The organism is Mycobacterium sp. NGS69, assembly GCF_059812165.1.
Genome location: NZ_JCALCD010000002.1, coordinates 204,748 through 230,486 on the forward strand (window position 1 = coordinate 204,748; position 25,739 = coordinate 230,486).

Consider the following 25,739-nt stretch of genomic DNA (forward strand, 5'->3'; position numbering starts at 1 on the left):
CCGTCCGCCATGCTCACGTTGGCCGCGCTGGAAGAGCTGGTGGGAAGCGGCGCGGTGGACACCGTGATCGTGGCGTTCGCCGACATGCAGGGCAGGCTGGTCGGCAAACGCGTGTCGGCCCGGCTCTTCGCCGAGGAAATAGCCGCGCACGGTGCCGAGTGCTGCAGCTATCTGCTCGCCGTCGACGTCGACATGAACACCGTCTCCGGCTACGCGATGTCGAGCTGGGAAACCGGCTACGGCGACATGGTGATGACCCCGGATCTGGCCACGCTGCGCCTGGTTCCGTGGCTGCCCGGCACCGCCCTGGTGATCGCCGACCTCGGCTGGGCCGACGGCGGCGAGGTCGCCGTCGCGCCGCGGGCGATCCTGCGCCGCCAGCTCGGCCGGCTGGGCGAGCGCGGGCTGGCCGCCGACATCGCCACCGAGCTGGAGTTCATCGTGTTCGACGAGCCGTACCGTCAGGCCTGGGCCGGCGGGTATCGCGGGCTGACGCCGGCCAGCGACTACAACATCGACTACGCCATGCTGGCGTCCTCGCGGATGGAGCCGCTGCTGCGCGACATCCGGCTGGGCATGGAGGGCGCGGGCCTGCGCTTCGAGGCCGTCAAGGGCGAATGCAACCGGGGCCAGCAGGAAATCGGGTTCCGCTACGACGAGGCGATGGTCACGTGCGACAACCACACCATCTACAAGAACGGTGCCAAGGAGATCGCCGACCAGCACGGAAAGAGCCTGACGTTCATGGCGAAATACGATGAGCGGGAAGGCAATAGCTGCCACATCCACCTGTCGCTGCGCGACCGGGACGGCTCGGCGGTGTTCGCCGACGCCACCCGCCCGCACGGAATGTCGGCGACGTTCTGCGGTTTCCTCGCGGGACTGTTGGCCACCCTGCGCGAACTGACACTGTTCTACGCGCCAAACATCAACTCCTACAAGCGATTCGCCGACGGCAGCTTCGCGCCCACCGCGATCGCGTGGGGCCTGGACAACCGCACCTGCGCCCTGCGGGTCGTCGGCCACGGGCGCAACATCCGGGTCGAATGCCGGGTTCCCGGCGGCGACGTCAACCCCTACCTCGCTGCGGCGGCGCTGATCGCCGGCGGGCTGTACGGTATGGAACGGGGCCTCGAGCCGCCCGCGCCCTACGTCGGGAACGTCTACGACGCAACCGACGTCGAGCGACTGCCCGCCACGCTCGCCGAGGCGGCGGCGCTCTTCGAAGGCTCGGCGCTCGCGCGGGAGGTCTTCGGCGACGACGTCGTCGCGCATTACCTGAACAACGCACGCGTGGAGGTGGCGGCGTTCAACGCGGCGGTCACGGACTGGGAGAGGATGCGAGGGTTTGAACGCCTCTGAGTCGGACGGTGGCGACCCGCTGCGCCCGGCTACGCCGCGCTTGCGATCGCCACGTAGGCCCGTGATCGGCCTGACCAGTTACCTGGAGCAGGTGCGGACGGGGATATGGGACGTCGCCGCCGGTTACCTGCCGGCCGATTACTTCGAGGGCGTCGTCATGGCCGGTGGCATCGCCGTGCTGCTGCCGCCGCAGCCGGTGGACCCCGAGGTCGCCGACCGGCTGCTGGAGCGCCTGGACGCGCTGGTGATCACCGGGGGTTATGACCTCGACCCCGCGCACTACGACCAGGAACCCCATCCGGCCACCGATTTGCCGCGCGGCGACCGCGACGCCTGGGAGCTCGCGCTGCTGCGCGGCGCGCTGGACCGCGGGCTACCCGTGCTCGGCATCTGCCGCGGCGCGCAGCTGCTCAACGTCGCATTCGGCGGCACCCTGCACCAGCATCTGCCCGACGTCCTGGGCCACCACGGCCACCGGGCCGGCAACGGCGTGTTCAGCCGGTTGCCGGTCCGCACCGTCGCGGGCACGCGCCTGGCCGCGTTGATCGGTGAGTGCGTCGACGCGCCCTGCTACCACCACCAGGCCATCGACAAGGTCGGTGACGGCCTGGTGGTGAGCGCCATGGACCCCGACGGCGTGGTCGAGGCCGTCGAGGTGCCGGGCCAGGCGTTCGCGCTTGCGGTGCAATGGCATCCGGAGAAATCGCTCGACGACCTGCGGCTGTTCAGGGCGGTGGTCGACGCCGCGCGGTCGCACGCGGTCACCCGATGACGGCGACACAACTGGTCAACCCGGCGACCGAGGAAGTGCTGCGGTCGGTCGACCTGCTCGACGCCGCCGCGGTCGACGACGCGGTGCAGCGCGCCCGGGCGGCCCAGCGGCGCTGGGCGCGGTTGGCGCCGGCAGGGCGCGCGGCGGCCCTGCGCGCGTTCGCCGCCGTCGTCGACGCCCACGTCGACGAGCTCGCCGCCCTCGAGGTGGCCAACTCGGGGCACCCGATCGCGTCGGCGGAATGGGAGGCCGGCCACGTCCGCGACGTGTTGACGTTCTATTCGGGTAGCCCGGAACGCCTGTCCGGCAAGCAGATTCCCGTCGCCGACGGGCTCGACATCACGTTCAACGAACCGCTGGGTGTGGTCGGCGTGATCACGCCGTGGAACTTCCCGATGCCGATCGCGGCGTGGAGCATCGCCCCCGCGCTGGCCGCCGGCAACGCCGTGTTGGTCAAGCCCGCCGAGTGGACACCGTTGACCACAATGCGGCTGGGAGAGCTGGCGGTCGAGGCGGGACTCGACGCGGACCTGCTGCAGGTGCTGCCCGGGAAGGGTGCCGTGGTGGGGGAGCGGTTCGTCACCCACGCGGGAGTGCGCAAGGTGGTGTTCACCGGCTCCACCGAGGTGGGCAAGCGCGTCATGGCGGGCGCGGCCGCGCACGTCAAGCGGGTGACGCTGGAACTGGGCGGCAAGAGCGCCAACATCGTCTTCGCCGACTGCGACCTGGAGCGCGCGGCGGCGACCGCGCCCGCCGGGGTGTTCGACAACGCCGGGCAGGACTGCTGCGCGCGCAGCCGGATCCTGGTGCAGCGCAGCGTGTATGACCGGTTCATGGAGTTGCTCGAGCCCGCGGTGCGGGCCGTCACGGTCGGGGACCCCGCTTCCCGGGACACCGAGATGGGGCCCCTGGTGTCCGGCGCGCACCGCGACAGGGTCGCCTCCTACGTGCCCGACGACGCCCCCGTCGCCTTCCGCGGCGTGGCGCCGTCCGGCCCCGGATTCTGGTTTCCGCCAACGGTTCTCACCCCGCAGCGCACCGACCGCGCCGTCACCGAGGAGATCTTCGGCCCGGTCGTCACCGTGTTGGCCTTCGACGACGAGCACGACGCCGTCGCGCTGGCCAACGACACCGACTACGGGCTCTCAGGATCCATCTGGACCGACGACCTGTCCCGCGCCTTGCGGGTGTCGCGGGCGATCGAGTCCGGCAACCTGTCGGTGAACTCGCACTCGTCGGTCCGGTACAGCACGCCGTTCGGCGGTTTCAAGCAGTCCGGGCTGGGCCGCGAGCTGGGCCCCGACGCGCCATCGCATTTCACCGAGACCAAGAACGTCTTCATCGCCGTCAAGGAGGGCTCGTGATGGACCTGTCACAGCGGCTGGCGGGCCGGGTGGCCGTGATCACCGGCGGTGCCGGCGGCATCGGGTTGGCCGCGGCGCGCCGGATGCGCGCGGAGGGCGCGAGCATCGTGGTGGGTGACGTCGACCGCGACGCCGGCGCGGCGGCCGCCGAGGAGCTGTCGGGTTTGTTCGTGCCCACTGATGTTTCGGACGAAGACGCGGTCAACGCGCTGTTCGACGCCGCGGCCGAGGCCTACGGCTGGGTCGACATCGCGTTCAACAACGCCGGCATCTCACCACCGGACGACGACCTGATCGAGAACACCGAACTTCCGGCGTGGCAACGGGTCCAGGACGTCAACCTCAAATCGGTGTACCTGTGTTGCCGGGCCGCGCTGCGGCACATGGTGCCCTTCGGCAGGGGCTCGATCATCAACACGGCGTCGTTCGTCGCGGTGCTGGGATCGGCCACCTCGCAGATCTCCTACACCGCGTCCAAGGGCGGGGTACTGGCGATGTCGCGGGAATTGGGCGTGCAGTACGCCCGGCAGGGCATCCGCGTCAACGCGCTGTGCCCGGGACCGGTCAACACCCCGCTGCTGCAAGAGCTTTTCGCCAAGGACCCCGAACGGGCGGCGCGCCGGCTGGTGCACGTGCCGCTGGGCCGATTCGCCGAACCGGACGAAATCGCCGCCGCGGTCGCGTTTTTGGCCAGCGACGACGCATCGTTCATCACCGCGTCGACGTTCCTGGTCGACGGCGGCATCAGCTCCGCCTACGTCACCCCGCTCTGACAGCCGGGTGCCGGTGCCGCGCCGTCGCGGTTGCCCACGCCGGTGGCACGCAGAGCCCCCCGATCGCCGCCCCGCGTCCGAAACTGTCGGCGGGGCCGACGCGGGCCGGCTTCGTGAACAGCCAGCGCAATGCCGCCGCCTTGTTGAGGATGTTGAGCTGCCTGATCGCGGCGCCCGACGGCGCGCACAGCGAACTCAGCCTGGACAGCGACGGGGTGACCGCAGACAGCGTCGCCTCGAGCGAGGTCAGCGGCGACGCCGAAAATGCCTGCAGCGCGTGGGGAATCGCGGACATCACCCGATCGCCGGCCGACACGACGTCCGGCGCGGAGCGCAGCGCCCACGGGCCGGCGGTCGTGCCCCGGCAACCCGGCGGCGAGGTGAACGGGGCCAGTGTGGCCGCGGCGGCCGCGGCGCGGGCGTAGGCGTACATGGCGTCGGCGTCCCGCGCCCACATCCGTTCGTACTCGGCGTCGACCTCCGCGATGGCCGGGCCGGCCTGCCCGAGGTGGTTCCGCCGGGCCAGCGAGCGTCGCCGGGCGCGGTTGGCGGTGATCGCCCGTGGCGGAACCATCGCCGCCAGCGCCGAGTGGTGGGCGCTCGCCGCCGCCGCGGCCTGGGCACCCGCCCGCTCGGCGCGCGCCGCGGTGGCGGCGAGCCAATCTACGTAGGGCGCCGCGCCTTCCGTCGTCGGCGCCTGCGCCGCCGCCGCATGCAGCCCCTCGGCCAGCCGCTCCCAGGCCGTGGCCGCCGCCGCCATCGATCCCGCGCCGGGGCCCGAATGCACCAGCCCCGAGTTGATTTCCGGCGGTAGCTTCGCGAAATCCATTACAACCCCTGCACCCGAAAGCATCGAATCTTCCTTGAGATACGCCCAGGGGTTACAGCCCGGGCGCACAGTGTCCCGACGGTAGTGCCGCATGCTGGGTCAACGGCGGGAGCGAGCTGTGAGAACGCTCCAAACCCGACACGAAACGAAGGCTGAAAACACGCGCTTTCATTTCGGCGTGACTGCGACGTAAAGTTGACATAACGCGATGCGGTCGGGGCGACGCGGACCTGCTAGCGAAATATCACAAGGGAACGAAAGTTGTACGCGGCCACCTGCCGCCACTGCGGCAGGGAAATTGTCCAGCACCCTTCGGGCGTTTGGATTCCCCGGGATGGCTCCTCGAAAAGTGATCCCAACGGCCTCTATTGCCTGGAGTCGGCCGGCGAGCGCCCCCGAATGTCGCACGAACCGATGCCCCCCGAATTGGTGGGGGCGCCTCGATGGCTGGTCCCGGACAGATCCCGAGTTGGCGCCACGGCGGGTGTGGACGCCGGCTCGGCGCGCCGGCGTATCCGCGCGCTGCGGCTCCGTGAGATCGTCCCGATGGGTCTGCGGCGCGCCCTCGTTCGGCTGAGCGACCTGGCGCGGTTTCGCATGGCCTGGTGGTGACGGCTCAGAAAACGATCAGCGGGATCGCCATCTCGGCCGGGGTGGCCCCGCCATGAAAGCCGATGAGGCGCGCGATTTCCGGGGGCTCGTGGGCGGTGGCCAGGACGGCGGTGTCGCCGGTGCAGACGACGACGACGTCGCCGATCCGCGCCAGGTGCGCCGGGTCGACCGGCCCGAACATGCCGGTGGCCACCGCCTGATCGCGGCCGTAGACGTGTGCCCGGTCGTCGAGCACCTCGGCCCAGGTCGCCCGCACGTCGGCGGCCGCGCCCGGCTCGGTGTGCAGGTAGCGCACCCGCGGCTCGCCGGCGACCACGCGCACCCCGTCGCCCAGCCGCGGGTCGGCGTCGAGGTCGACCCGGGCGTCCGGGGGGACGTTGAGGCCGCCGTGGTCGGCGGTCACCAGCAGCGCCGCGTTCGGCGGCAGGGCCTCGACCAGCCGGGTCAGCAGCGCGTCGACGCGCGCCGCCGCCTCGTGCCACCGTTCGGAGCCGATGCCGAACAGGTGGGCCGCGGTGTCCAGGTCGGCGGTGTAGCCGTACACCAGCCCGGGCGCCGCGTTCAGCTCGCCCGCCAGCTCTGCGGCGTAGTCGTCCGCCGGCTGCGTCGGGCGGATCTGGGCGCCGCGATAGGCCGCGTCCGTCAGCCCGCTGCCCATGAAGGCCGCGGGCAGCACGGCGCGTGCGGCGATGCCGGACCGCCGCAGGCGCCCGAACCAGGTGGGCAGCGGCTGCCATTCGGCGTGGGGCGGGTCGTCGCGCCACACAATGTGGGTGAGCACCCGGTCGGTGCCGGGCACGTTGAGGGTGAAACCAAGGATGCCGTGCTCGCCGGGACGGGCCCCGGTCCCCAGGGACACCAGGCTGCTCGGCGTGGTCGACGGGAAGGTACACGTGAGTTCGGCAAGCCGCCCCTTCTCGCCGGTGAGCACCGCGGCCAGCAGCGGCGCATCCCCGGCCAGCTGCGGCAGCAGGTGCCAGCCGAGCCCGTCGACCAGCACGACCGCGACGCGATCGACGGCGCCGACGGATTGCGCGAGGCCCAAGCGGTCGGCCCCGTCGGGGGCGCCGAGCAGGGCGGCCGCGGCCGGCAGCACGTCGCAGATCGAACCGGGCACGACGGTAAGACTAGACGTGCGTCAGCCGCTGACTGGTCACCCGCAGCTGACGATCGGTGCTGTCGGCGAGCGCGCGAACCTGCTCCGGTGAGACCCGGCCGCACAGCCGGCCCCAGTGCACCGCGACCTCGTCGCCGACGGCGACGTCGGGCACGGCGCTGTAGCCGTCGGCCCAGACGTCGAGCGGGCGGACCGCGGGCTCGGACAGGGATAGCGCCCGGCCGTCCCAGAGCAGCTTGCGGCACAGCACCTCGACGTCGTCGCCATCGCGGGAAACGACTGTGCCCCAGGTGATCCGGCAGTTGTCCAGGACGCTCAGCGGGTGTTCATCCATCCCGCGGCCGAGGAACCGGGTCCACGGGTACACCCCGAACACGTGGAAGCAGTGGTTGGCGGCGGCCTCGTGGGCCAGGTCGGCCGTGAGGTGCGACCAGTACCGGCCGGCCTGCGGGCCGATGATGGCCAGCAGCGCGTCGAAGAAGTCTTGCGGGTCGAGGCCGGCTCCGAGACCACCGCCGAGCCAATAGGATTCGACCAGCCGATAGTCCAGCGGGTCGGCGATGCCGGTCAGTTCGGAGAGCACCCGCAGGTAGGGCCACGCCCCGGAAAACCCCGTCGCCGCGCGGCGCACCTCGTCGACGGAACCGTCGCGCAGGGTCGCCCCCAGCGGGGGACCGCAGTAGCCCAGGGCGTTGGGGGCGTACGCGTACCGGGCGAACATCTCGGCACCGGCGATATCGGTCAAGCGCGCCCCACCAGCTTCACCGCGTCGCGATGCATGCGGCCGAAGTTGTAGTAGGCGGCACACGCCCCCTCGGGGGAGACCATGCAGGTGCCGATCGGCGTCTCCGGTGTGCACGCGGTGCCGAAAACCTTGCACTCCCAGGGCTTGAGCACGCCCTTGAGGACCTCGCCGCACTGGCAGGCCTTGGGGTCGGCGACGCGCACGCCGGGCATCGCGAAGCGCAGCTCGGCGTCGAATTCCGCGAAGTCGTCGTGCAGCCGCAGCGCGCTTTGCGAGATGAACCCCAGCCCGCGCCATTCGAAGTGCGGGCGCAGCGCGAACACCTTGCCCATCAGCGCCAGCGCCGCGAGGTTGCCGCCCTCGGGCACCACGCGCTTGTACTGGTTTTCCACCTCGCAGCGGCCCTCGCGGATCTGGGTCAGCAGCATCGCGACCGCCGCCAGGATGTCCAGCGGCTCGAAACCGGCCACCACCAACGGCTTTCGGTATACCTCGGGCACGAACCGGTAGGGGCGGTTGCCCACCACCGTCGACACGTGCCCGGGGCCGATGAAACCCGACAGCCGCAGATCGGGCGATTCGAGGATGGCCTTGATGGGCGGCACGATCGTGACGTGGTTGCAAAAGACGCTGAAGTTGGCCAGGCCCATATCCCGGGCGCGCACCAGCGTCACGGCGGTCGAGGGCGCGGTGGTCTCGAAGCCGATGGCGAAGAACACCACCTGTTTGCCGGGGTTGTCGACGGCGATCTTCAGCGCGTCCAGCGGCGAGTAGACGAACCGCACGTCCGCGCCGCGGGCCTTGGCGTCCAGCAGGCTGCCGCCCGAGCCGGGCACCCGCATCATGTCGCCGAAACAGGTGAAGATCACGTCGGGCTGGCCCGCCAGCCACATCGCGTCGTCGATGCGGCCCATGGGGATCACGCAGACCGGGCAACCCGGGCCGTGCACCAGTTCCACGTTGTCGGGCAGCAGGTGTTCGATGCCGTGCCGGTAGATCGTGTGCGTGTGCCCGCCGCACACCTCCATGAACTTGAACTGTTCACGGCCACTGGCCAGGCGCTCGATGGCGCCCAGCAGCTTGCGGGCCGCGGCCGGGTCACGGAACTCGTCAACGAATTTCATCTGCGTACCCCTCTTAAATGATGGCCGACGAGTCGAAGGCTTCCATTTCGGTGGTATAGGCCTCGCCGAGTTTCTGGATGGCCGCCAGGGTGAGCAGCGCCTCGCTCTCGTCGATCTTGGCCATGGCGAAACCGACGTGGACCAGGACCCAGTCGTCGGGCTCGGGCATGTCGTCCTCCAGCAGGCGCACGCTGATCGTGCGCTGCACGCCGCTGACGTCCACCTTCGCCAGATAGTTTGCCGGGTCGGTGATTTCGACGATCCGGCCCGGAATCCCAAGACACATGGCCAGCTCCTTTCAGCAAATCCTCGGCAGCGGGTCCCCGACCAGCATGTCGACGATCCGCGTTCCGCCGAACCCGGTGCGCAGCACCACGGTCTCGGCGGGTTCGGCGACGATCTCCCCGACCTCGGCCGCGTCGGTGCCCAGGGGATGGGACCGCAGCGCGGCCAGCCCGGCGCCGGCCTCCGCCGGGGCGACGACCGCGACGAACTTGCCCTCGTTGGCCACGTACAAGGGGTCGATGCCGAGCAGCTCGCACGCGCCATTGACCATGGGCCGCACCGGAAGTCGCTCCTCTTCCAGCAGCACCCCGAGGCCGCACGCCTGGGCGAGCTCGTTGCAAACGGTGCCGACGCCGCCGCGGGTCGCGTCGCGCATCCACCGGGTGGACGGGGCGGCGGCCAGCAGCAGCTCCACCAGGGGGCTGACCGACGCGGTGTCGGAGGCGATGTCGGCCTCGATCGCCAGATCGCCGCGGGCGAGCATGACGGCCATGCCGTGGTCGCCCATCGACCCGGACAGCAGCACCTTGTCGCCGGTGCGCACCGACTCGGCCGACAGCGAGCGCCCCTCGGGGATGACGCCCGCGCCGGTGGTGGTGACGAACAGCCCGTCGGCCGCGCCCTTGGGCACCACCTTGGTGTCGCCGGTGACGATCTGCACGCCCGCCACCGCGGCCGCGGCCGCCATGTCGGCGACGATCTCCTTCAACTCGGCGATTCCGAAGCCCTCTTCGATCACGAACGCCGCCGAGATCCAGGCCGGCACGGCGCCGGCCATCGCGAGGTCGTTGCAGGTGCCGTGGACGGCGAGCTCGCCGATCGACCCGCCGGGAAAACGCCTGGGCTGCACCACAAACGAGTCCGTCGACATCGCCAGGCGCTCGCCGCCGGGCAGTGCCAGCACCGCGCCGTCGCCGAGGGACTCCAGCAGCGGGTTACGGAAGGCCTCCACGAACACCGCGTCCACCAGAGCCGCCGAGGCCTTGCCGCCGGCGCCGTGGGCCAGCGTCACGTGGTCGTCGAGCAAGCGGGGGCGGCGCCTGCGGAACGACTCGATCCGCTCGATCACCTCGCCCTCGCCGAAGCGGGGCCCCGACGAAAGGTATTCGCCCGTGCTCATGCCGCCCCCCGACCCTGGTCGCCGAGATGTTCATGCACGCTCAACCACAGCTGGTAGCCCAGCAGCGCCTGCGATTCCTGAATGCGGTGCACGCTCTGCGAGCGAACCACGAAGCACGCGTCCACGTTCGGGTTGTCCGCGAAGGCGCCGCCGTCGTAGCCGGCGAACCCGATGGTGTAGAGCCCGCGCCGGCGGCCCTCGGCCAGCGCCGCGAGCAGATTGGGCGAGCCGCCGCTGGTCGACATGGCGATCGCGATGTCGCCGGCCTTCGCCCGCGCGATCAATTGGCGGGCGAACACCAACTCGAAACCGACGTCGTTGCCCAGCGCGGTCAGGACGGCCTGATCGGCGGTCAACGCCCACGCGGGCAGCGGCCTGCCGATCGGCGGCCGGGCGAACAGCCGCGCCAAAGTCGTGGAATCGGTGCAGCTGCCGCCGTTTCCGAAGGTGAACAACCGGCCGCCCGTCCCGAACCGGCGCGCCAGCTCGGTGGCGGCCGCCTCCAGCAGGTCGGCGTTGGCCTCCAGGGTGGAGCGCCGCAGCGCCAGGCTTTCCGCCGCCTTGGCCTGCGCCGACGCGGCCAGGTCGGCCAGCAGCGACTTGGGGTCGTCCTCCTGCGCGTCGATGAACGGGTACAGGAAGTTGGTGGGTTCGTCCGGGCTCATGAGCCGTCCTCCTCGCCGACGCGGCTGATCGCCATGCCCGCGTGCACCAGCACCAGCTCGCCGGCGGCGACCGGGTCGACGAGCGTGGTGATCACGTCCTCGACGCCCCGCGCGGTGCGCACCGACGCCTGCCCGGCGGCCGACGGGCCGACGACCTCGCCCAGGCGTCCCTCGTCGCTGCACGTCACGCAAACATCGTCCGTACATTTGTCTTTCAGCAAGCCGGGGTGCTCGAAACACACGTGGGTCAGCTCCCACAGCAGGTGGTAGAAGAGCACGAAGCCGCCCGTCGCGGGCACCCGCGGATCGGGGTCGTCGAGCCACAGCACGTGATCCGCCATTCCGGCCGCCGGCCGCTCGCCGCTGCCGATCCAGATCGTGGTCGCGCCCCACGCGGGACTTCGCCGCATCACCGAGCGCACCTGCGCGTCGTCGGCTCCGGAGACCGCGACCACGATGTCGCCGGGCCGCACCGACACCCGCACCAGGTCAACCAGGTCGGGGCCGGTCAGCGCGACCGCGGGCAGCGCCCGTTTGCCCACGATCACGGGATGCACGAACTCGACCGCGATGTGCAGCGCGTGCGGTTCCCACGACGGCGCGATGGACCACATGGTCGCCCCCGCGGCGAACCGCTTGGCCAGCGTGAATGCGGTGGCGGCCAGGTCCTCGGCCAATTCGGCGCCCAGGCCCCGGTCGATCGCGGTGGTGGTCATCATCGATCATCCTCTTTCGAACCCATCAGCATCGAGATCGCGGCCTGACCCAGCGCCAGCCCGCCATCGTTGGGCGGAACGGTGTGATGGGTCAGCACCTCGAACCCGTTGCGCTGCAGGCGCGTGCGGCACGCGCGCAGCAGCAGCACGTTCTGGAAAACCCCGCCGGTGAGGCCCACCAGCCGGACCTCGCCCGCCACGTGACCGACCACCGTGGCGACGGCGTCCGCGAGCGCCTCGTGGAAGGCGGCGGCCAGCAGCGCGGGCCGGGTGCCGGCGTAGAGGGCCGCCACCATCGTTTGCACCATGGTCGTCGGATCGACCACCCCGTCGGCCCGCACGGCCAGCGGCAGCGACGGCCCCTGATCGCCCAGGGCCGACTCCGCGAGCGCCTCGAGCTCGATGGCGGCCTGGCCCTCGTAGTCGATCCGGTGCCGCACCCCGAGCAGCGAGGCGACGGCGTCGAACAGCCGGCCCACGCTCGAGCACGGCACGCACCCGGCGCCACTGTCCAATTGCGAACGGGTCAGCCGCAATTCGTCCTCGGTCGCGGCGGCGACCGGCGCCAGGTCCGGGGTCCAGTCGATGCCGGCCGCCCACAACTGGGACAGCGCCATCCGCCACGGGTTGCGCACCGCGGCGTCGCCGCCCGGCAGCGGCACCGGCAGCAGGTGGCCGGCCCGGACGAACCGGTGGCTGTCGGTCCCGAGGGCGAGAATTTCACCGCCCCAGATGGTTTGGTCGCAGCCATACCCGGTCCCGTCGAACGAGACACCGATGACGGGCTGCCCGATGCGGCCGTGCTCGGCCAGCAGCGAGACGACGTGCGCGTGGTGGTGCTGGACGAGATCCAGCGGTCGCTCGCCGGCGTGGCGCTCCGCCCAGTCCCGGGTGTGATACCCGGGATGCAGGTCGGCGGCCAATCGCGCGGGCTCGCCGCGCATCCCGGTGAGCTGACCGACCGCGCGCTCGAACGCCCGCAGCGTCTCCCAGGTGGCCATGTCGCCGATATGACCGGACAGGTAGGCGCGCGAGCCGTCGGTGAGGCAGAAGGTGTTCTTCAGCTCCCCGCCCACCGCGAGCACAGCGGGACCCGGCCGCCCGAGGTCGACCGGCAGCGGCGCGTAACCGCGGGACCGGCGGATCGGCAACTCCCGAGCCCCTTTTTCGTCCCTGACCACGCGCACCACCGAGTCGTCGCACGGGACGTGGATCGGCCGGTCGTGGTCGAGGACCGCGTCGCACAGCGCTCCGAGCCGTTCGGCGGCATCCTCATCGGTGAAGCAGATGGGCTCGTCGGAGCGGTTGGCGCTGGTGAGCACCAGCGCGTCGGGGACCCGTCCGGCGGCGCCGGGGATGGGCGCCAGCAGCAGGTGATGGATCGGGGAGTAGGGCAGCATCAGCCCGAGCAGCGGGCTGCCGGGCGCGACGGCGTCGGCGACGGGCGCTGCATCGCGGCGGCGCAGCAGCACGATCGGGCGGGCGGGGCTGGACAACACCGCGGCCTCGTCGGCGTCGATGTGCGCGCAGCGGCGCGCCACATCGAGGTCGCGGACCAGCATGGCGAACGGCTTGGCGCCCCGCGCCTTTCGGGCCCGCAGCGCACCGACCGCCGTGTCGTCGTCGACCGCGCAGGCCAGGTGGTACCCGCCGATCCCCTTGACGGCGACGACGGCGCCGGCCGCCAGGGCCCGTTGGGCGGCCGCCAGCGCGGCGTCCGATCCGGTCACCTCACCGGCCACCGACGAAAACCGTAGCGACGGGCCGCAATCGGGGCAGGCGATCGGCTGCGCGTGGAACCGGCGGTCCGCCGGATCGTGGTATTCGGCCGCGCACCGCTCGCACATGGCGAAGGTCGACATGGTGGTCGCCGGGCGGTCGTAGGGCAACGCGCGGATGATGGTGAACCGCGGCCCGCAGTTGGTGCACGTCACGAAGGGATGGCGGTAACGCCGGTCGCGCGGGTCGAACAGCTCGCGCACGCAGTCGTCGCACGCCGCGATGTCGGGCGGGATGGGCGTCTTAAAAGTGCGCTCGCCGGTGACCGTCCGGCTTTCGACGATCCGGAACTCGGGGTCACCCCCGGGGTCGGCGACCAGGTCGGTGACGGTCACGCTGCCGATGCGCGCCAGCGGTGGCGCCTCGGCGCGCAGCCGGCGCCCGAATTCGGCGACGCTGGCGCGGTCGCCCTGCACCTCGAGGAACACCGCGCCGGAATCGTTGCCGACGAATCCGGCGAGGCCGAGCTCGCTGGCGATGCGGTGGACGAAGGGACGGAAGCCAACCCCCTGGACAACACCGGTCACGGTGAAGCGCTGCCGGATATCGGCGGCCCGCAGCATCAGGGGGGATTGGGTCATCTCAACCGCCCTCCGGGCGGGTTGTCGGGTCCGTGCGGCCCCTGCCCATCAGCTCGAGGCCGGCCATCGCCTCCTCCGCGCCGGCGCGGTCGGTCTTCTCCACCGCGAAGCCCATGTGGATGATTATCCAGTCGCCGGGCGCGAACGTCTCCTCCGGCAGCATTCCGACGTTGACCCGGCGCTCCTCACCGGTGACGTCGACCAGCGCGAGCTGCCCCTCGTAGCCGTCCAACATCCGGATCACCTGACCCGGGATCCCCAGGCACATCAGCGGTCCGCCCGCGTCGCGGTCTGCAGCGCCGCGACGATCTCCTGGACGGCCCGCGCGGCGCGGGGGACGGCCTTGGCCACGGGCTCGGTGAGGCCGATGCCTTCCTCGACGCTGCCCGCCTCGCAGCCGACGACCACCGTGTACGGCGGGCTGCCGCCGAGGGCCCGCAGGCTGGCGAACACCGCCGCCGGATCCATGCTATGGGCGTCCAAACCCGTTGCCCCCGAGGACTCTTGGCAGTCCGCCTGGAACACGTGCAGCGTGCCTGGGCTGCCGCGGCTGGGCACGGCGTCGACGAGGACCAACGAATCCCACTCCTCGAGCAGGTCGTAGGCCAGGTGCATGCCGCGGATGCCGTAGTCGATGACCCGGACGCAGGAATTGCCGCCCGCGTCGTCCTGCGGGATCTCGGCGTTGCGGACCACTTCCGAGCCGAAACCGTCGTCCCCCAGGAAAATGTTGCCGATCCCGGCGACCAGGATGCGCGTCGTCATCGGTTCCCCCGGGTTGGCTACATCCGCCTCAGCTTCAGGTAGCGGCGGGCGTCGGGCAGCGATATCAGTCCGAGCGTGACCGCGATCGCGGCCACCAACGCGAGGATGGCGATGAATATCCAGCCTAAGACTTCCATTTCGAACTCCTTTCAGGGATTTGCGGGTTGTCCGGCTTCGAGCGGCTCGACCTCGTCGGGGGAGAAATACAGGTAGCGGCCGTACCAGTCGTGCAGCTCGGCGGCGGGGTCGTCGTCGACGACGACCGCGACGTGCTTGTTGCCCTCCACGTCCTCGTGCACCGAGGTCACGCGGGCGGTCCTGCCGGCGACGAAGATGTCCTGCGCGTCGGCATTGCGCGCCGGCCGCAGCCGGACCCGGCTGCCGCGCGCGACCCGCACGCCGTTCACCAGCACCGCGTCGACTTCGGGGCGAACGGCGTTGTCGGCCAGCGGATCCCACCAGTCGACGCCCTCGGGGACCTCGGGCACCAGCCCGGACAGGGCGTGCGGGTCGCGCAGCACCCCGTGCAGGCGCGCCATCGCGTCGGGTGACATGGCGTCGCACTGGTCGATGATCTGCGCGGCCCGCGGATCGGTGGCCCGGGCCTGGGCCTTCTCCTCGTCGGTCATCGTCATCACGCGCAGGGTGAGGATCTCGTCGATCTCGGTGCAGTCGTACAGCGCCGTGTTGCTCTGTTCGGCGACCTCGGGGTGGTCGTAGAGGATGATCGGCGAGATCAGGAGGATGTCGCGGGTGCCGGCGGGGCCCGCCAGCACGGGGAAGCAGCGGTGCTGGCGGCAGCGCGCCGCCGCCGCGACGGCGCCCGGCGGCGGCTCGAGCAGCGAAACGAATTGACCGCCAACGACTTCGGCGATGAGGTGGGTGCCGATCATGGACCGCGCGATCGCATCGGTTTTGTCGGCCGCGGCCGCGCCGACGTTGGCCACCCGCACCGAGACGCGGCGCAGGTCGCCGTCCGGTTCGCTGGCGACCGTCAGCTCACCGCGCACCTCGCGTCGCTCGCGGACCAGCCGCCCCCCGGCGAGCAGTTCGACGTCCGTGGCGGCCTTCGCCACGACCGGCAGCGTGCGCGGCGGACCGTCCAACGCGAGCGGGCCGAAGGACAGTTCGCACTCGACCGCCTCGTCCCAGGTCAGCCACGACCCGGCCGCGGTGGTCAGCTCGTCGACCGGTTCGAATGCGCCGTGGGCGAATTCGCGCTCGGCCCCGCGGTGCTGCAGCTGCAGGAACCGGACCACCAGGGTCAGCGCCTGGGAACCGTCGACCAGGAACTGCGCCGCCAGGGTGTCGTCTTCGCCCAGGCCGGCCTCCGCGGCGCCGGGCGGACCCAAAACGCCGAACTGCCAGCGCGACTGGTTCTTGCTCGACGTGCCGCGGTACGGGTAGAGCAAGTAGCCCTCGTACAGCACCGCGTCGGCGACGGCGCGGGCCCGGTCCCAGGCGGAGGTCATTTGGCCTCCTCCCGGTCGACACCCAACAGCGTGGTGACCGCGTGGTCGAGGTCGAGCATCCCCTGCGCCGACTTGTAGGCCGCCAGCGCCGCGATGGTTTCGTGGCTCAGGCGCACCCAGCCGGTGTTCGGATAGTGCTGCTCGATCAGGTCGCGCCAGACCGCGGCCGGCATGTCGTAGCGATACTCGCAGTCCCATGGCACCTGCTGGACCGAGAACCCGCGTTCGGATTTGACGAAAATTGTTCCGCTGAAAAGGAACTGGAGGGGCAGCGCACCGTCGCGCAGCGCGTGCAGGTACTTGGCGGCGGCGACCTCGAAGTCGTAGGTGCAGTCCAGCGGGAGCGCGACCGTCGTGTTGCCGGCGAAGCCCGGCACCATCGCGGTGGCGTGCTGCCAGAGGAAGGTGCGCTGCGTGGCGGCCCAGCGTTCGCGGGGCCCGAACAGGTCGAGCAGCCCGGCCGCCTCCGCCTCCGAGTAGGAGCGGCGCAGCGGTTCGATGCGGACCTGGCAGCGCAGGGCGATCGCGTGCACCGGGTCGTCACCGCTGGCGGCGACGCTGACCCGCGCGGTCAGCACCGGGCTCACCGAGTACGGTTCGGGCGCCACGTCGAGGACCGCGAAGTTCACGTCCACGTGCTCTCCGCTCATGGTGGCGTCTCCACCGCGCGCGCGGCGATCCGCGAAAAGAAGTCGTCGATGAAGGCGCGGGCCTCCTGGCCGCCGTCGAACCCGCGCCACAGCATGCGCAGGCGCCCGACGAACTCGTAGCAGGCGTCGATGGGCACGAGATAGCTTTGCGGCTCGGCAGTTTCGGTATCGTCCGCGCTGGTGTCGGGGACGCGGACCAGCAGCGCCTCGACGTCTTCGGTCAGCAGGGCCACCCGCGGATCGGCGCCGCCGATGGCCTTCCAGGCCTGTAGGTCGAGTTCGGATTCGGTCGCCCCGGCCGGGCCGGGGTAGAAGGCGACGGTGCGCCCCAGCGCGGAGTTGGTGAAGAAGAAGGCGACGCCGACGGGAATCTGCAGCGCCTCCCACGCGCGGCGATCCAGCGCGAAGCCTCCAAAAGCCAGATACCGGTCCGGCACCGCCCGGTAGCGCAGTTCGGCGGTGCGGTCGGTGAACAGCAGATAACAGGCCCGGCATACGCACATCAGCTGCCGGGCGGCCACATTCACGACGTGCTGGTGCTCGTCGGGAATCGTCTCCGCGCACATCTCGCATCGCTCGCCCGCCGGCGCGGGGGCCGCGCGATCGCTTCGGATGCGGGCCAGAACGTCATACGGGCTCGTCATGCGCGCGCTCCCAGCGGTTCGGCCAGCGCCACCGAGGGCACCCCGTCGCGGGGCAACAGAGGGAGCGGCTCGAGGTGAGTTCCGTCGGGGCCGGCGCCCGCGTGCACGATGTCGAACTGCGTGCCGCAGCGCGGGCAACCGAGCAGCGTCTCGTTCAGTCGCGCGCCCGCCAACGAGTCGTCACACACCGGGCAATGGTCGCGGTAGGCCAGCGGCAGGTCGCCGACCCTGCACACCAGCAGCGCGGCGCCGGCGACCCGGAACCCCGCGACGTCGCCGGGCTCCAGCTCGGCCACCTCGGGAAGCGGGTGCCAGTTGCCGGCCCCGTTCGACGCGTTCGAACGGAGGTGCGCCATCAGCGATTCCGTCGGGATCACGGCCGCGTTGCTCGCCGGCTCGGCCGTCACCACCTCGATCGACGAGATCTCCGGCGCGGCGGCCCGGACCGCGTCCTCGACGGCCAGCTCCAGCGTCACGGCCGACGACGGGCAGCTCTTGCAACTCCCCTTGAACGCCAGCCGCACCACGATTTCTCCCGTCGCTCCGACGGGAACAACCTCCAGCAGGTCGACGTCGCCGCCGTGCGACCCGAGGTAGGGCCGCACCCGGTCCAGCGCGTCGGACACCCGCCGGTGCGTGTCGTGCGGGTGCAGGCCGTGGACGAGCAGCAGGCTGGCCACCAGGTCGTCGGTGGCCAGCCGCTCGGCGAAACCGGCGTCGCCGGCTCGCACGATCCGTTCGAGGGCGGCCCCGTAGAGCCCGACCACCTCGCGGACCAACTGCTGCGCGCGCTCGTGGGCGACCGCCCCACCCGCCGCGCAGGAATCCAGGAGTGTCTGGATCCGATCGCCCGCTGCGCGCCACTGCGTGTCGTTATCGGGGTTCGGGCGATCCGCCATGCGTCACTCCCCGACAGGCGATTGGGTCGGCGTGTGCAGTCTCTCCAGGGTCTTGCCCTTTCCGAGGTACATGTGCACGCCGCAGGGCAGGCACGGGTCGAAGCTGCGCACCGTGCGCATGACGTCGATGCCCTTGAAGGCGTCCCGGCCGTTCTCCTCGAAGATCGGCTGACCCTGCACCGCGTCCTCGTACGGGCCCGGCGTCCCGTAGCTGTCGCGCGGGTTGGCGTTCCACGGGGTGGGCGGGTACGGGTGGTAATTCGCGATCTTGCCGTCCCGGATCACCATGTGGTGGCTGAGCACGCCGCGCACCGCCTCGGTGAAGCCGCAACCGATGGCCTCGTCGGGCACCTCGAACTTTTCCCACGTCTTGGTGCGTCCCGCGCGGATTTCCGCCAACGCCTTCTCGGCGAAGTGCAATGCGCATGCGGCGGCGTAGGCCTGGAAGTAGGTGCGGGCCCGGTCGCGTTCGATCGTGTTGCTGCCGTACTTGGGTACCTTCCACTCGAACTCGACGGGGCCCTTCAGCGCGGTCTTCGGCAGGTTGATCTTGACGCTGTTGCCGGTCGCCTTGACGTAGCCGATGTCGACCAGGCCGGCGAGCGCCGTCGCCCACAGCCGGGCCAGCGGTCCGCCGCCGGTGTCCAGCGCCAGGTGGTCGGTGCCGTCGAACCAGCGCGGGGACATCACCCAGCTGTACTTTCCACCTTCCATGTCCCGCTTCTGCGGATGCGGGTTGGTGTGCTGGTTCCACGGGTGGCGCCGGTCCACCGCATTGCCCAGCGGGTCGGTCTTGACGAACATCTCCTGGTCGGTCCAGTCGTCGTAATACGAACTGCCTAAGAGGATCCGGATGCCGAGGTTGATGTCCACCAGCGAGTGGGTGACGAGCTTGCCGTCGACCACCACGCCCGGGGTGACGAACATCGCGTTGCCCCAACGCTCCATGTCCTTGTAGGCGAAGTTGCACACCTCGGGGTCCTGGAACGAGCCCCAGCAGCCGAGCAGCGTGCGTCGCAGCCCGACCTTCTCGTAACCGGGCAGCGCCTCGTAGAAGAAGTCGAACAGGTCGTCGTGCATCGGCACGACCTTCTTCATGAACTCGACGTAGCGCATCAGCCGCGTCATGTAGTCCGTCATCAGCTGGATGGTCGCGACGGTGCCGATGCCGCCGGGGTACAGCGTGGACGGGTGCACGTGGCGACCCTCCATGAGGCAGAACATCTCTCGCGTCCAGCGACTGACCTGCAGCGCCTCGCGGTAGAACTCGCCGCTGAACGGGTTGAGCGACCGCATGATGTCGGCGATCGTCCGGTACCCGTGCGCGTCGGCGTGCGGCGCCTGGGTCTTCTCCGCCAGGGAGAGCACGCTCGGGTTGGTCTCGGCGACCATCTTCTCGCAGAAGTCCACCCCGACCAGGTTCTCCTGGAAGATGTTGTGGTCGAACATGTACTCGGCGGCCTCGCCGAGGTTGATCAGCCACTCGCCCAGGTGCGGCGGCTTGACCCCGTACGCCATGTTCTGCGTGTAGCACGAACAGGTGGCGTGGTTGTCGCCGCAGATGCCGCAGATGCGGCTGGTGATGAAGTGGGCGTCGCGAGGGTCCTTGCCCTTCATGAAGATCGAGTAGCCGCGGAAGATCGACGAGGTGCTGTGGCACTCGACGACTTCCTTGTTCTCGAAATCGATCTTGGTGTAGATGCCGAGGCTGCCCACGATCCGGGTGATCGGGTCCCAGGCCATCTCGACGAGCTGGCCCGGTTCCCGCTTGGCGGTGCTCGGCTCGGGAACGATAGTTGTCATCGAAGTCTCTCCAGGTGCAGTGAGAAGAAGGCGTGCCGCGACCTACCAGGTGCGGCGCGCCCCGGTGGTGAGTTGGTCGCCGTTGTGGCGCCACTTCGGCTCTTTGTCGACGGTGCGCCCCGTGATGCCCCGAAGATTGCGGATCACGCTGCCGTACAAGCCGACCGCGGTGCTGGAAAGCTTGCCGCCCGGCGGCTCGTCCATGAACGGCATGAACTTGTCCGGGAAGCCGGGCATGGTGCATCCGATGCAGATGCCGCCGACGTTCGGGCAGCCGCCGACGCCGTTGATCCACCCGCGCTTGGGCACGTTGCACTTGACTACCGGGCCCCAACAGCCAAGCTTCACAATGCATTTCGGGGAGCCGTATTCGGTGGCGAAATCGCCCTGCTCGTAGTAGCCGGCGCGGTCGCACCCCTCGTGCACGGTGTTGCCGAACAGCCACTTGGGGCGCAGCGCGTCGTCGAGCGGGATCATCGGCGCCTGACCGGTCGCCATGTAGAGCAGGTAGGTCAGCGTCTCGGACAGGTTGTCCGGGTGGATCGGGCAGCCCGGGACGCAGACGATCGGGATGCCGGCCTTGCTCTTCCAGTCCCAGCCGAGGTAGTCGGGCACGCCCATCGCCCCGGTCGGGTTGCCGGCCATCGCGTGGATGCCGCCGTAGGTGGCGCAGGTCCCGACCGCGACCACCGCGGTGGCTTTCGGCGCCAGCCGGTCCAGCCACTCGCTGGTGGTCATGGGCTGGCCGGTGGCCGGGTCATTGCCGAACCCGCACCAGTACCCTTCATCCTTGATCTTTTCGTTGGGGATGGACCCCTCGACGACGAGCACGAACGGCTCGAGCTCGCCGCGATCGGCTCTGAAGAACCACTCGAGGAAGTCGTCGGCCCCTCCGTTCGGGCCGCACTCGAAATCGATCAGGGGCCAGTGCACGGCGACCTTGGGTAAGCCCGGAAGCGCGCCGAGTGCTATTTCCTCGACGCTGGGCTGGGTGGCGGCAGTCAACGCCACCGAATCGCCGTCGCAACTGAGGCCCGCGTTAATCCATAGAACATGGATCAATGTTTCTTCTGCTTTGACTGCCGCTTCTGTTGGCATGCTGCAGCTTTCCGGAGCCGGGCTGAACGCTCCTGCGCTGCCGGAGTCGACCGTCGGCCCACTTGCGCAGCGCTGATTTTGGGTCTACTCCCGCCTCAGTCGGTTGTCAACGGTCCAGAGTTTGCCGGCAAATATACAGACGTTCTATTGCGCCCGGGTTTCACCGATTGGCGTTGCCGGGCAGGGGATTTCGGCCGCGGACCGCGCGGCCGGCCAACCCGTGAGCAAGCCTAACGAAGGGCCGGAAAATCCCCGCGGTCTTGCAAGTGATTGGCAAGATCAGTCGTCGGGGTTCGCCGCGAATCGCCGTAGCCAGCCGAACCAGGCGCCCATGCCGGCGCCGGTGCGCGCGCTGACCGGCAGGACCTCGGCCGTGGCGTTGACCTCGCGAATGTGCGAGATGTACGAGTCGACGTCGACGTCCAGGTAGGGCACCAGATCAATCTTGTTGAGCAGCACCACGTCCACCGATCGGAACATCACCGGGTACTTCAGCGGCTTGTCCTCGCCCTCGGTCACGGAGTACACCATGGCCTTGGCGTGCTCGCCGACGTCGAACTCGGCCGGGCAGACCAGGTTGCCGACGTTCTCGATGATCACCAGGTCCAGGCCGGGCAGGTCCAGGCCGGGCAGGGCGCGGTTGACCATGGGGGCGTCGAGGTGGCACTCGCCGCCGAACCCATTGCTGGTGTTGAGCAGTGACACCTGGGCGCCGCGCCCGCTGAGCTTGGCCGCGTCCAGGTCGGTGGCGATGTCGCCCTCGATGACGCCGATCGCGAATTCGCCGGCCAGCTCGTCGAGCGTCGCCTGCAGCACGGTCGTCTTGCCCGATCCCGGGGAGCTCATCAGGTTCAGCGTGCGGATCCCGTGGCTCGCGAACGCCGCCCGGTTGGCCTCGGCGAGGGTGTCGTTCTCGGCGAAGATCGCCTCCAGCACGTCGATGCGCTGCTTGCCCGTCTGGTAGTGACTGTGGTCCCCGTGCTGGTGATCGGGATGGTCGTGCTCGTGGGTGTGCACGGTTCCGTCGTCGTGCCGGTGAAACCTACCCATGGTCAGATCCTAGTGCGCACCGCAACGGGGTCACCCCGCCGAGCGTGCATCCTGCGACGCGTCCGGGGCGTGTCGCGTCGCAAATTGCACATTCGCGGAGTTGCCCTGAGCGCCTGACGCTTTCATGAGACGTCCAAGGACGTCACCAGGAACTCGTTGCCGTGCAGCACCTCGACATCGGGGCTGTCGCACTGCGGGCACCAGATCGACCAGGCCGACGTGATCTCCGATTCGCGGCCGCACGACCGGCAGCGCACCTCGGCGCCGACGCATTCGAGTTCCAGCTCGGCGTCGGGCATGTCCTCGGAATCCCGGACCAGCGTCCAACAGAACGACAGCGATTCGGGCACCACCTGGCGAAGGGCGCCGATACGCACCCGCACCACGTCGACGTGCCGGCCCCCGGCGTGGGTCTTCACCAGACCGGCGATGGCCTCGCACAGCGACAGCTCGTGCATGGCACTTTTCTACACCCACGCGTCAGCCCTGGGCCGAACCCCACTTTTCCTCGATGCGCGCGTAACGCCACACCAGCAGGGCGACCGCCCAGGTGAGCACGAAGACGCCGACCACGGCGAAGCCGACGGCGTTGAGGTCGAGGCCGCTGATCCAGTTCCAGAACCCGCCCCGCCAGCCCAGCTGGCCGGCGAACAGGCCGAGCAGTTCGACGGTCCCGATCAGCAGCGCGACCGCGACCGAGAGCCCGGTGATGGTGATGTTGTAGTAGATCTTGCGCAGCGGGCTGGCGAAGGCCCACCCGTAGGCGAAGTTCATGAACGATCCGTCGATCGTGTCCAGCAGGCACATGCCGGCGGTGAACAGCACCGGCAGGCACAGGATGGCGTACCAGGGCAGGCCGGCCGCGGCGCTGGTGCCCGCCAGCACCAGCAGCGCGATCTCGGTGGCGGTGTCGAAGCCCAGCCCGAACAGCAGTCCGACCGGGTAGAGGTGCCAGGACTTGGTGATCGATCGGGTGACGCGGCCGAGGAACCGGTTGATCAGCCCGCGGTTCTGCAGCTGTCGCTCGAGTTCGGTTTCGTCGTAGCGACCGCGGCGCAGGCGCGCGAACACCCGCAGGATGCCGACCAGCACGACGACGTTGAGGGCCGCGATCAGGTAGAGGAACACGCCCGAGACGCTGGTGCCGATCAGGCCGGTGTAGTGATGCAGCGCCGAGGAGCCGTCCTCGACCGGTCCCAGCGCAGCCCTCACCCCGGTCGCCAGCAGCAGGGCCAGTGCGAAAACCACCGTGGAATGGCCGAGCGAGAAGAAGAAGCCGACGGCCAGCGGGCGCTGCCCGTCGCTCATCAGCTTGCGGGTGGTGTTGTCGATGGCGGCGATGTGGTCGGCGTCGAAGGCGTGGCGCATGCCCAGGGCGTAGGCCGTCAGCCCGACACCGATGCCAAAAGCCTTGCCCCCCACGCTGAGTCGGGCCGGATCGACGAGCAGCACCAGGGTGCCCCAGCCGATCAGGTGCAGCGCGGCGATCACCGCCAGCATCGACCCCAGCCGCCACCACTCCGCCGGCGCCAAGGCGCTTCGAAGCTTGCTGGCCACCATCACGACACTAGGAGGGCCCGCGAACCAAGTGCAAGTGGATTGCAGGAGTGCCGGGCCAAAACTGGCAATCGCGGGTGCCGGCCGCGACACTGGGAAGATGACGCCCAACGCCGCGAAACCGGCCACCGCGCTGGACCCGGCCATCACCGAACGGATCGGTGACCTGCTCCGGGCCCACGGGCTGCGGCGGATGGCGTCGCGGATCCAGGTGTTGGCGGTGCTCGAGCCCGTCAACGGGCACCTGCCGGTGGCGCAGATCCACCAGCGGGTGCGCGCGTCCCTGCCGCCCGGCAGCCAGCCGCCCGACGTGGCGACCATTTACCGCACCGTGACGACGCTGGTCGATCAGGGGGTGCTGCACGCGCTGACCCTCGAGGGCGGCGTGACCACCTACGGCCTGGCCACCGCGCCCCACCACCACGCGGTGTGCACGCGGTGCGGCTCGATCATCGAGGTGCCCGCCCGCCAGCTGAGCTCGGCGCTGGAGCACGCGATGGCGGGCAGCTCCTTCGCGCTGTCGGAGGCGGCCGGTCTGACGCTGCACGGGCTGTGCCCGCGGTGCCAGAGCTCAGCGCAGGCCCAGTAGGGCGTTTTCGACCACCTCGGGCAGCGCCGGATGAATCCAGTACTGGCCGCGCGCCATCTCCGCGGCGGTCAGCCCGAAGCTCATCGCCTGGATCAGCGGCTGGATGATCGACGACGCCTGGTGACCCATGATGTGGGCGCCCAGCAGGCACCCGCTGTTGCGCTCGGCGATGAGTTTGACGATGCCGGTGGTGTCCTCCATCGCCCAGCCGTAGGCGACGTCCGCGTAGTCCTGCACCGCGACGGAGATGTCGAATCCGCGTGCGATGGCCTGGTTTTCGGTGAGGCCGACGGTTGCCAGCTGGGGATCGGTGAACACCGCCGACGGCACGAACCGGTGGTCGGTCACGGCCATCGACTCGGTGTCGTCCCAGTCGCACAGCAGGTTTTGCTGCACGACGCGGGCCTCGTGGTTGGCGACGTGCTTGAGCTGGTAGGGCGACGAGACGTCGCCGAGCGCGAAAACGCCGCGCGCCGAGGTTCTTTGGTATTCGTCGACCACCACCTGGCCGTTCTCGACGTCGATGCCGGCCTGTTCGGCGTCCAGCAGGTCGCCGTTGGGCAACCGGCCGGTCGCCACCAGCAGCAGGTCGGCGTTCAGGGTGGAGCCGTCGTCGAGCTCCAGGGAGACGCCGGAGCCGCGGTTGGCGGCGCGCGCGACCATCCGGTGGGTGCGCAGCTCCCATTTGCGCGCGGCGATGCGGGTAAACCGTTTGCAGATGGTGTCGTCGAAGTGCCGCAGCAGCGTGGAACCCCGGACGACCAGGGTGACTCGCACCCCGAGCGCGGAGAAGACGTGTGCGAATTCCGTTGCCACGAAGCCGCTTCCGATGATCACCAGGTGCTCGGGCAGCTCGGGGATGCGCATGATGGTGTCGCTGGTGTGGTAGTGCACGTCGGAGGCGAGGATGGTCGAGGGGATCACCGGCCGCGAGCCCGCCGCGATCACCACCTGATCGGCGGTGAATTCCTCGCCCGCGTCGGTGCGCAACAGGTATCGCCCGTCGGGCTGGACCGGCCGGAACCGGGTGTGCCGTTCGTAGACGTCGACATTGGGCAGCGAGCGCCGGTATTCCTCACCGCTCATCGAGATGGGGTCGATGCGCCCGAAGACACGCGAGACGATCTCGTCCCAGCGCACCTGATCGATGCGCGCGTCGATGCCGTAGCGGGCCGCGCCCCGGATCCCCGCGGCGACCTCGGCGGCGTAGACGAACATCTTCGTCGGGATGCATCCGACGTTGAGGCAGGTGCCCCCGAAGGTGCCCTGCTCGCAGATCGCGGCGCGCTTGCCCGCGTGGCGATCGTCGAGAATGGTGTTGCCCGAACCGGTTCCGATGATGGCGATGTCGTACGTTTCCATGCCCGG

At 70.0% G+C, this 25,739-nt stretch carries 26 protein-coding genes and 1 pseudogene; 5 read left to right on the forward strand and 22 right to left on the reverse strand.

Annotated features, from left to right (window positions below; genetic code table 11):
- The first annotated feature begins 9 nt into the window (after window positions 1–9).
- The 4 genes from AC5Y2S_RS06180 to AC5Y2S_RS06195 are packed head-to-tail and all read left to right on the forward strand — an operon-like array spanning window position 10 to window position 4,271.
- Window positions 10–1,362, forward strand: a complete 1,353-nt coding sequence (locus AC5Y2S_RS06180; protein ID WP_499954671.1) for a glutamine synthetase family protein — start codon at window positions 10–12, stop codon at window positions 1,360–1,362.
- A complete protein-coding gene (locus AC5Y2S_RS06185; protein WP_499954673.1) occupies window positions 1,349–2,134 on the forward strand; it encodes a gamma-glutamyl-gamma-aminobutyrate hydrolase family protein in 786 nt (261 codons plus the stop codon). Before AC5Y2S_RS06180 ends, AC5Y2S_RS06185 begins: the two co-directional genes overlap by 14 nt.
- A complete protein-coding gene (locus AC5Y2S_RS06190; RefSeq protein ID WP_499954675.1) occupies window positions 2,131–3,498 on the forward strand; it encodes an aldehyde dehydrogenase family protein in 1,368 nt (455 codons plus the stop codon). The genes AC5Y2S_RS06185 and AC5Y2S_RS06190 overlap by 4 nt, the downstream gene beginning before the upstream one ends.
- Window positions 3,495–4,271: a 3-oxoacyl-ACP reductase gene (locus AC5Y2S_RS06195; protein WP_499902569.1), complete on the forward strand. Its 777-nt coding sequence runs from the start codon at window positions 3,495–3,497 to the stop codon at window positions 4,269–4,271. Before AC5Y2S_RS06190 ends, AC5Y2S_RS06195 begins: the two co-directional genes overlap by 4 nt.
- On the opposite strand, the gene AC5Y2S_RS06200 is transcribed toward AC5Y2S_RS06195, so the two are convergent.
- The 21 genes and pseudogenes from AC5Y2S_RS06200 to nicT all read right to left on the reverse strand — a co-directional run bounded on the left by AC5Y2S_RS06200 (window position 4,258) and on the right by nicT (window position 23,785).
- Entirely contained in the window at window positions 4,258–5,100 is an 843-nt protein-coding gene (locus tag AC5Y2S_RS06200; RefSeq protein WP_499954677.1) for a PPE domain-containing protein, read from the reverse strand. The genes AC5Y2S_RS06195 and AC5Y2S_RS06200 overlap by 14 nt on opposite strands.
- A gap of 616 nt (window positions 5,101–5,716) precedes the next feature.
- Window positions 5,717–6,829: an alkaline phosphatase family protein gene (locus AC5Y2S_RS06205; protein ID WP_499954679.1), complete on the reverse strand. Its 1,113-nt coding sequence runs from the start codon at window positions 6,827–6,829 to the stop codon at window positions 5,717–5,719.
- A 10-nt stretch (window positions 6,830–6,839) separates the two neighbouring features.
- Window positions 6,840–7,574, reverse strand: a complete 735-nt coding sequence (locus AC5Y2S_RS06210; protein ID WP_499954681.1) for a DUF6390 family protein — start codon at window positions 7,572–7,574, stop codon at window positions 6,840–6,842.
- Window positions 7,571–8,698 carry a hydrogenase formation protein HypD gene (gene hypD, locus AC5Y2S_RS06215; RefSeq protein ID WP_499954683.1) on the reverse strand — a complete coding sequence of 376 codons (1,128 nt, stop codon included), beginning with the start codon at window positions 8,696–8,698 and terminating at the stop codon, window positions 7,571–7,573. The genes AC5Y2S_RS06210 and hypD overlap by 4 nt, the downstream gene beginning before the upstream one ends.
- Before the next feature lie 13 nt (window positions 8,699–8,711).
- The gene (locus tag AC5Y2S_RS06220) at window positions 8,712–8,984 is read right to left on the reverse strand and encodes a HypC/HybG/HupF family hydrogenase formation chaperone (RefSeq protein WP_499879851.1); all 273 of its coding nucleotides are present in this window, start codon (window positions 8,982–8,984) and stop codon (window positions 8,712–8,714) included.
- Between the two features lie 12 nt (window positions 8,985–8,996).
- On the reverse strand, window positions 8,997–10,103 hold the full coding sequence (gene hypE, locus AC5Y2S_RS06225) for a hydrogenase expression/formation protein HypE (RefSeq protein ID WP_499954685.1): 1,107 nt from the start codon (window positions 10,101–10,103) through the stop codon (window positions 8,997–8,999).
- On the reverse strand, window positions 10,100–10,768 hold the full coding sequence (locus AC5Y2S_RS06230) for a D-sedoheptulose-7-phosphate isomerase (RefSeq protein WP_499954687.1): 669 nt from the start codon (window positions 10,766–10,768) through the stop codon (window positions 10,100–10,102). The genes hypE and AC5Y2S_RS06230 overlap by 4 nt, the downstream gene beginning before the upstream one ends.
- Window positions 10,765–11,484, reverse strand: a complete 720-nt coding sequence (locus AC5Y2S_RS06235; protein WP_499955662.1) for a HypC/HybG/HupF family hydrogenase formation chaperone — start codon at window positions 11,482–11,484, stop codon at window positions 10,765–10,767. Before AC5Y2S_RS06235 ends, AC5Y2S_RS06230 begins: the two co-directional genes overlap by 4 nt.
- Window positions 11,484–13,844 carry a carbamoyltransferase HypF gene (gene hypF / locus AC5Y2S_RS06240; RefSeq protein ID WP_499954688.1) on the reverse strand — a complete coding sequence of 787 codons (2,361 nt, stop codon included), beginning with the start codon at window positions 13,842–13,844 and terminating at the stop codon, window positions 11,484–11,486. The genes AC5Y2S_RS06235 and hypF overlap by 1 nt, the downstream gene beginning before the upstream one ends.
- A gap of 1 nt (window position 13,845) precedes the next feature.
- On the reverse strand, window positions 13,846–14,112 hold the full coding sequence (locus AC5Y2S_RS06245; RefSeq protein ID WP_499902559.1) for a HypC/HybG/HupF family hydrogenase formation chaperone: 267 nt from the start codon (window positions 14,110–14,112) through the stop codon (window positions 13,846–13,848).
- Window positions 14,112–14,609 carry a hydrogenase maturation protease gene (locus AC5Y2S_RS06250; protein ID WP_499954690.1) on the reverse strand — a complete coding sequence of 166 codons (498 nt, stop codon included), beginning with the start codon at window positions 14,607–14,609 and terminating at the stop codon, window positions 14,112–14,114. Before AC5Y2S_RS06250 ends, AC5Y2S_RS06245 begins: the two co-directional genes overlap by 1 nt.
- Window positions 14,610–14,626: 17 nt before the next feature.
- Window positions 14,627–14,746 carry a DUF6893 family small protein gene (locus AC5Y2S_RS06255; protein WP_499902557.1) on the reverse strand — a complete coding sequence of 40 codons (120 nt, stop codon included), beginning with the start codon at window positions 14,744–14,746 and terminating at the stop codon, window positions 14,627–14,629.
- Window positions 14,734–16,081: pseudogene (locus AC5Y2S_RS06260) on the reverse strand (hypothetical protein). The gene AC5Y2S_RS06255 and the pseudogene AC5Y2S_RS06260 overlap by 13 nt, the downstream one beginning before the upstream one ends.
- A complete protein-coding gene (locus AC5Y2S_RS06265; RefSeq protein ID WP_499954692.1) occupies window positions 16,078–16,731 on the reverse strand; it encodes a DUF6084 family protein in 654 nt (217 codons plus the stop codon). The pseudogene AC5Y2S_RS06260 and the gene AC5Y2S_RS06265 overlap by 4 nt, the downstream one beginning before the upstream one ends.
- Entirely contained in the window at window positions 16,728–17,375 is a 648-nt protein-coding gene (locus AC5Y2S_RS06270) for a DUF5947 family protein (RefSeq protein WP_499954694.1), read from the reverse strand. The genes AC5Y2S_RS06265 and AC5Y2S_RS06270 overlap by 4 nt, the downstream gene beginning before the upstream one ends.
- A complete protein-coding gene (locus AC5Y2S_RS06275) occupies window positions 17,372–18,274 on the reverse strand; it encodes a NifU-related iron-sulfur-binding protein (RefSeq protein WP_499954696.1) in 903 nt (300 codons plus the stop codon). The genes AC5Y2S_RS06270 and AC5Y2S_RS06275 overlap by 4 nt, the downstream gene beginning before the upstream one ends.
- A 3-nt stretch (window positions 18,275–18,277) precedes the next feature.
- Window positions 18,278–20,077 carry a nickel-dependent hydrogenase large subunit gene (locus AC5Y2S_RS06280; RefSeq protein ID WP_499954698.1) on the reverse strand — a complete coding sequence of 600 codons (1,800 nt, stop codon included), beginning with the start codon at window positions 20,075–20,077 and terminating at the stop codon, window positions 18,278–18,280.
- Between the two features lie 42 nt (window positions 20,078–20,119).
- Window positions 20,120–21,175, reverse strand: a complete 1,056-nt coding sequence (locus AC5Y2S_RS06285; RefSeq protein WP_499902551.1) for an NADH-quinone oxidoreductase subunit B family protein — start codon at window positions 21,173–21,175, stop codon at window positions 20,120–20,122.
- Window positions 21,176–21,454: 279 nt separating this feature from the next.
- Window positions 21,455–22,225, reverse strand: a complete 771-nt coding sequence (gene hypB / locus AC5Y2S_RS06290; protein WP_499954700.1) for a hydrogenase nickel incorporation protein HypB — start codon at window positions 22,223–22,225, stop codon at window positions 21,455–21,457.
- A gap of 122 nt (window positions 22,226–22,347) precedes the next feature.
- Complete coding sequence (locus tag AC5Y2S_RS06295; protein ID WP_499954702.1) at window positions 22,348–22,683, reverse strand: hydrogenase maturation nickel metallochaperone HypA; 336 nt, start codon at window positions 22,681–22,683, stop codon at window positions 22,348–22,350.
- 22 nt (window positions 22,684–22,705) lie between these two features.
- Window positions 22,706–23,785: a Nickel transporter NicT gene (gene nicT / locus AC5Y2S_RS06300; RefSeq protein ID WP_499954704.1), complete on the reverse strand. Its 1,080-nt coding sequence runs from the start codon at window positions 23,783–23,785 to the stop codon at window positions 22,706–22,708.
- A gap of 97 nt (window positions 23,786–23,882) precedes the next feature.
- Between nicT and AC5Y2S_RS06305 the strand changes: the two genes are divergently transcribed.
- Window positions 23,883–24,371 (forward strand): Fur family transcriptional regulator, encoded by a 489-nt coding sequence (locus AC5Y2S_RS06305; protein ID WP_499954706.1) that lies wholly within the window; start codon window positions 23,883–23,885, stop codon window positions 24,369–24,371.
- Here the strand turns inward: AC5Y2S_RS06305 and mtr are convergent.
- The gene (gene mtr / locus AC5Y2S_RS06310; protein WP_499954708.1) at window positions 24,354–25,733 is read right to left on the reverse strand and encodes a mycothione reductase; all 1,380 of its coding nucleotides are present in this window, start codon (window positions 25,731–25,733) and stop codon (window positions 24,354–24,356) included. The genes AC5Y2S_RS06305 and mtr overlap by 18 nt on opposite strands.
- Window positions 25,734–25,739: the final 6 nt, after the last annotated feature.

Excerpts from the sequence above, each read along its gene's own strand:
- AC5Y2S_RS06180 (WP_499954671.1), top strand. The coding sequence starts at position 10 with ATGCTCACGTTGGCCGCGCTGGAAGAGCTGGTGGGAAGCGGCGCGGTG.
- AC5Y2S_RS06190 (WP_499954675.1), top strand. The coding sequence starts at position 2,131 with ATGACGGCGACACAACTGGTCAACCCGGCGACCGAGGAAGTGCTGCGG.
- AC5Y2S_RS06200 (WP_499954677.1), bottom strand. The coding sequence starts at position 5,100 with ATGGATTTCGCGAAGCTACCGCCGGAAATCAACTCGGGGCTGGTGCAT.
- hypD (WP_499954683.1), bottom strand. The coding sequence starts at position 8,698 with ATGAAATTCGTTGACGAGTTCCGTGACCCGGCCGCGGCCCGCAAGCTG.
- AC5Y2S_RS06220 (WP_499879851.1), bottom strand. The coding sequence starts at position 8,984 with ATGTGTCTTGGGATTCCGGGCCGGATCGTCGAAATCACCGACCCGGCA.
- hypE (WP_499954685.1), bottom strand. The coding sequence starts at position 10,103 with ATGAGCACGGGCGAATACCTTTCGTCGGGGCCCCGCTTCGGCGAGGGC.
- AC5Y2S_RS06230 (WP_499954687.1), bottom strand. The coding sequence starts at position 10,768 with ATGAGCCCGGACGAACCCACCAACTTCCTGTACCCGTTCATCGACGCG.
- AC5Y2S_RS06235 (WP_499955662.1), bottom strand. The coding sequence starts at position 11,484 with ATGACCACCACCGCGATCGACCGGGGCCTGGGCGCCGAATTGGCCGAG.
- hypF (WP_499954688.1), bottom strand. The coding sequence starts at position 13,844 with ATGACCCAATCCCCCCTGATGCTGCGGGCCGCCGATATCCGGCAGCGC.
- AC5Y2S_RS06245 (WP_499902559.1), bottom strand. The coding sequence starts at position 14,112 with ATGTGCCTGGGGATCCCGGGTCAGGTGATCCGGATGTTGGACGGCTAC.
- AC5Y2S_RS06250 (WP_499954690.1), bottom strand. The coding sequence starts at position 14,609 with ATGACGACGCGCATCCTGGTCGCCGGGATCGGCAACATTTTCCTGGGG.
- AC5Y2S_RS06255 (WP_499902557.1), bottom strand. The coding sequence starts at position 14,746 with ATGGAAGTCTTAGGCTGGATATTCATCGCCATCCTCGCGTTGGTGGCC.
- AC5Y2S_RS06265 (WP_499954692.1), bottom strand. The coding sequence starts at position 16,731 with ATGAGCGGAGAGCACGTGGACGTGAACTTCGCGGTCCTCGACGTGGCG.
- AC5Y2S_RS06270 (WP_499954694.1), bottom strand. The coding sequence starts at position 17,375 with ATGACGAGCCCGTATGACGTTCTGGCCCGCATCCGAAGCGATCGCGCG.
- AC5Y2S_RS06275 (WP_499954696.1), bottom strand. The coding sequence starts at position 18,274 with ATGGCGGATCGCCCGAACCCCGATAACGACACGCAGTGGCGCGCAGCG.
- AC5Y2S_RS06280 (WP_499954698.1), bottom strand. The coding sequence starts at position 20,077 with ATGACAACTATCGTTCCCGAGCCGAGCACCGCCAAGCGGGAACCGGGC.
- AC5Y2S_RS06285 (WP_499902551.1), bottom strand. The coding sequence starts at position 21,175 with ATGCCAACAGAAGCGGCAGTCAAAGCAGAAGAAACATTGATCCATGTT.
- hypB (WP_499954700.1), bottom strand. The coding sequence starts at position 22,225 with ATGGGTAGGTTTCACCGGCACGACGACGGAACCGTGCACACCCACGAG.
- AC5Y2S_RS06295 (WP_499954702.1), bottom strand. The coding sequence starts at position 22,683 with ATGCACGAGCTGTCGCTGTGCGAGGCCATCGCCGGTCTGGTGAAGACC.
- nicT (WP_499954704.1), bottom strand. The coding sequence starts at position 23,785 with ATGGTGGCCAGCAAGCTTCGAAGCGCCTTGGCGCCGGCGGAGTGGTGG.
- AC5Y2S_RS06305 (WP_499954706.1), top strand. The coding sequence starts at position 23,883 with ATGACGCCCAACGCCGCGAAACCGGCCACCGCGCTGGACCCGGCCATC.
- mtr (WP_499954708.1), bottom strand. The coding sequence starts at position 25,733 with ATGGAAACGTACGACATCGCCATCATCGGAACCGGTTCGGGCAACACC.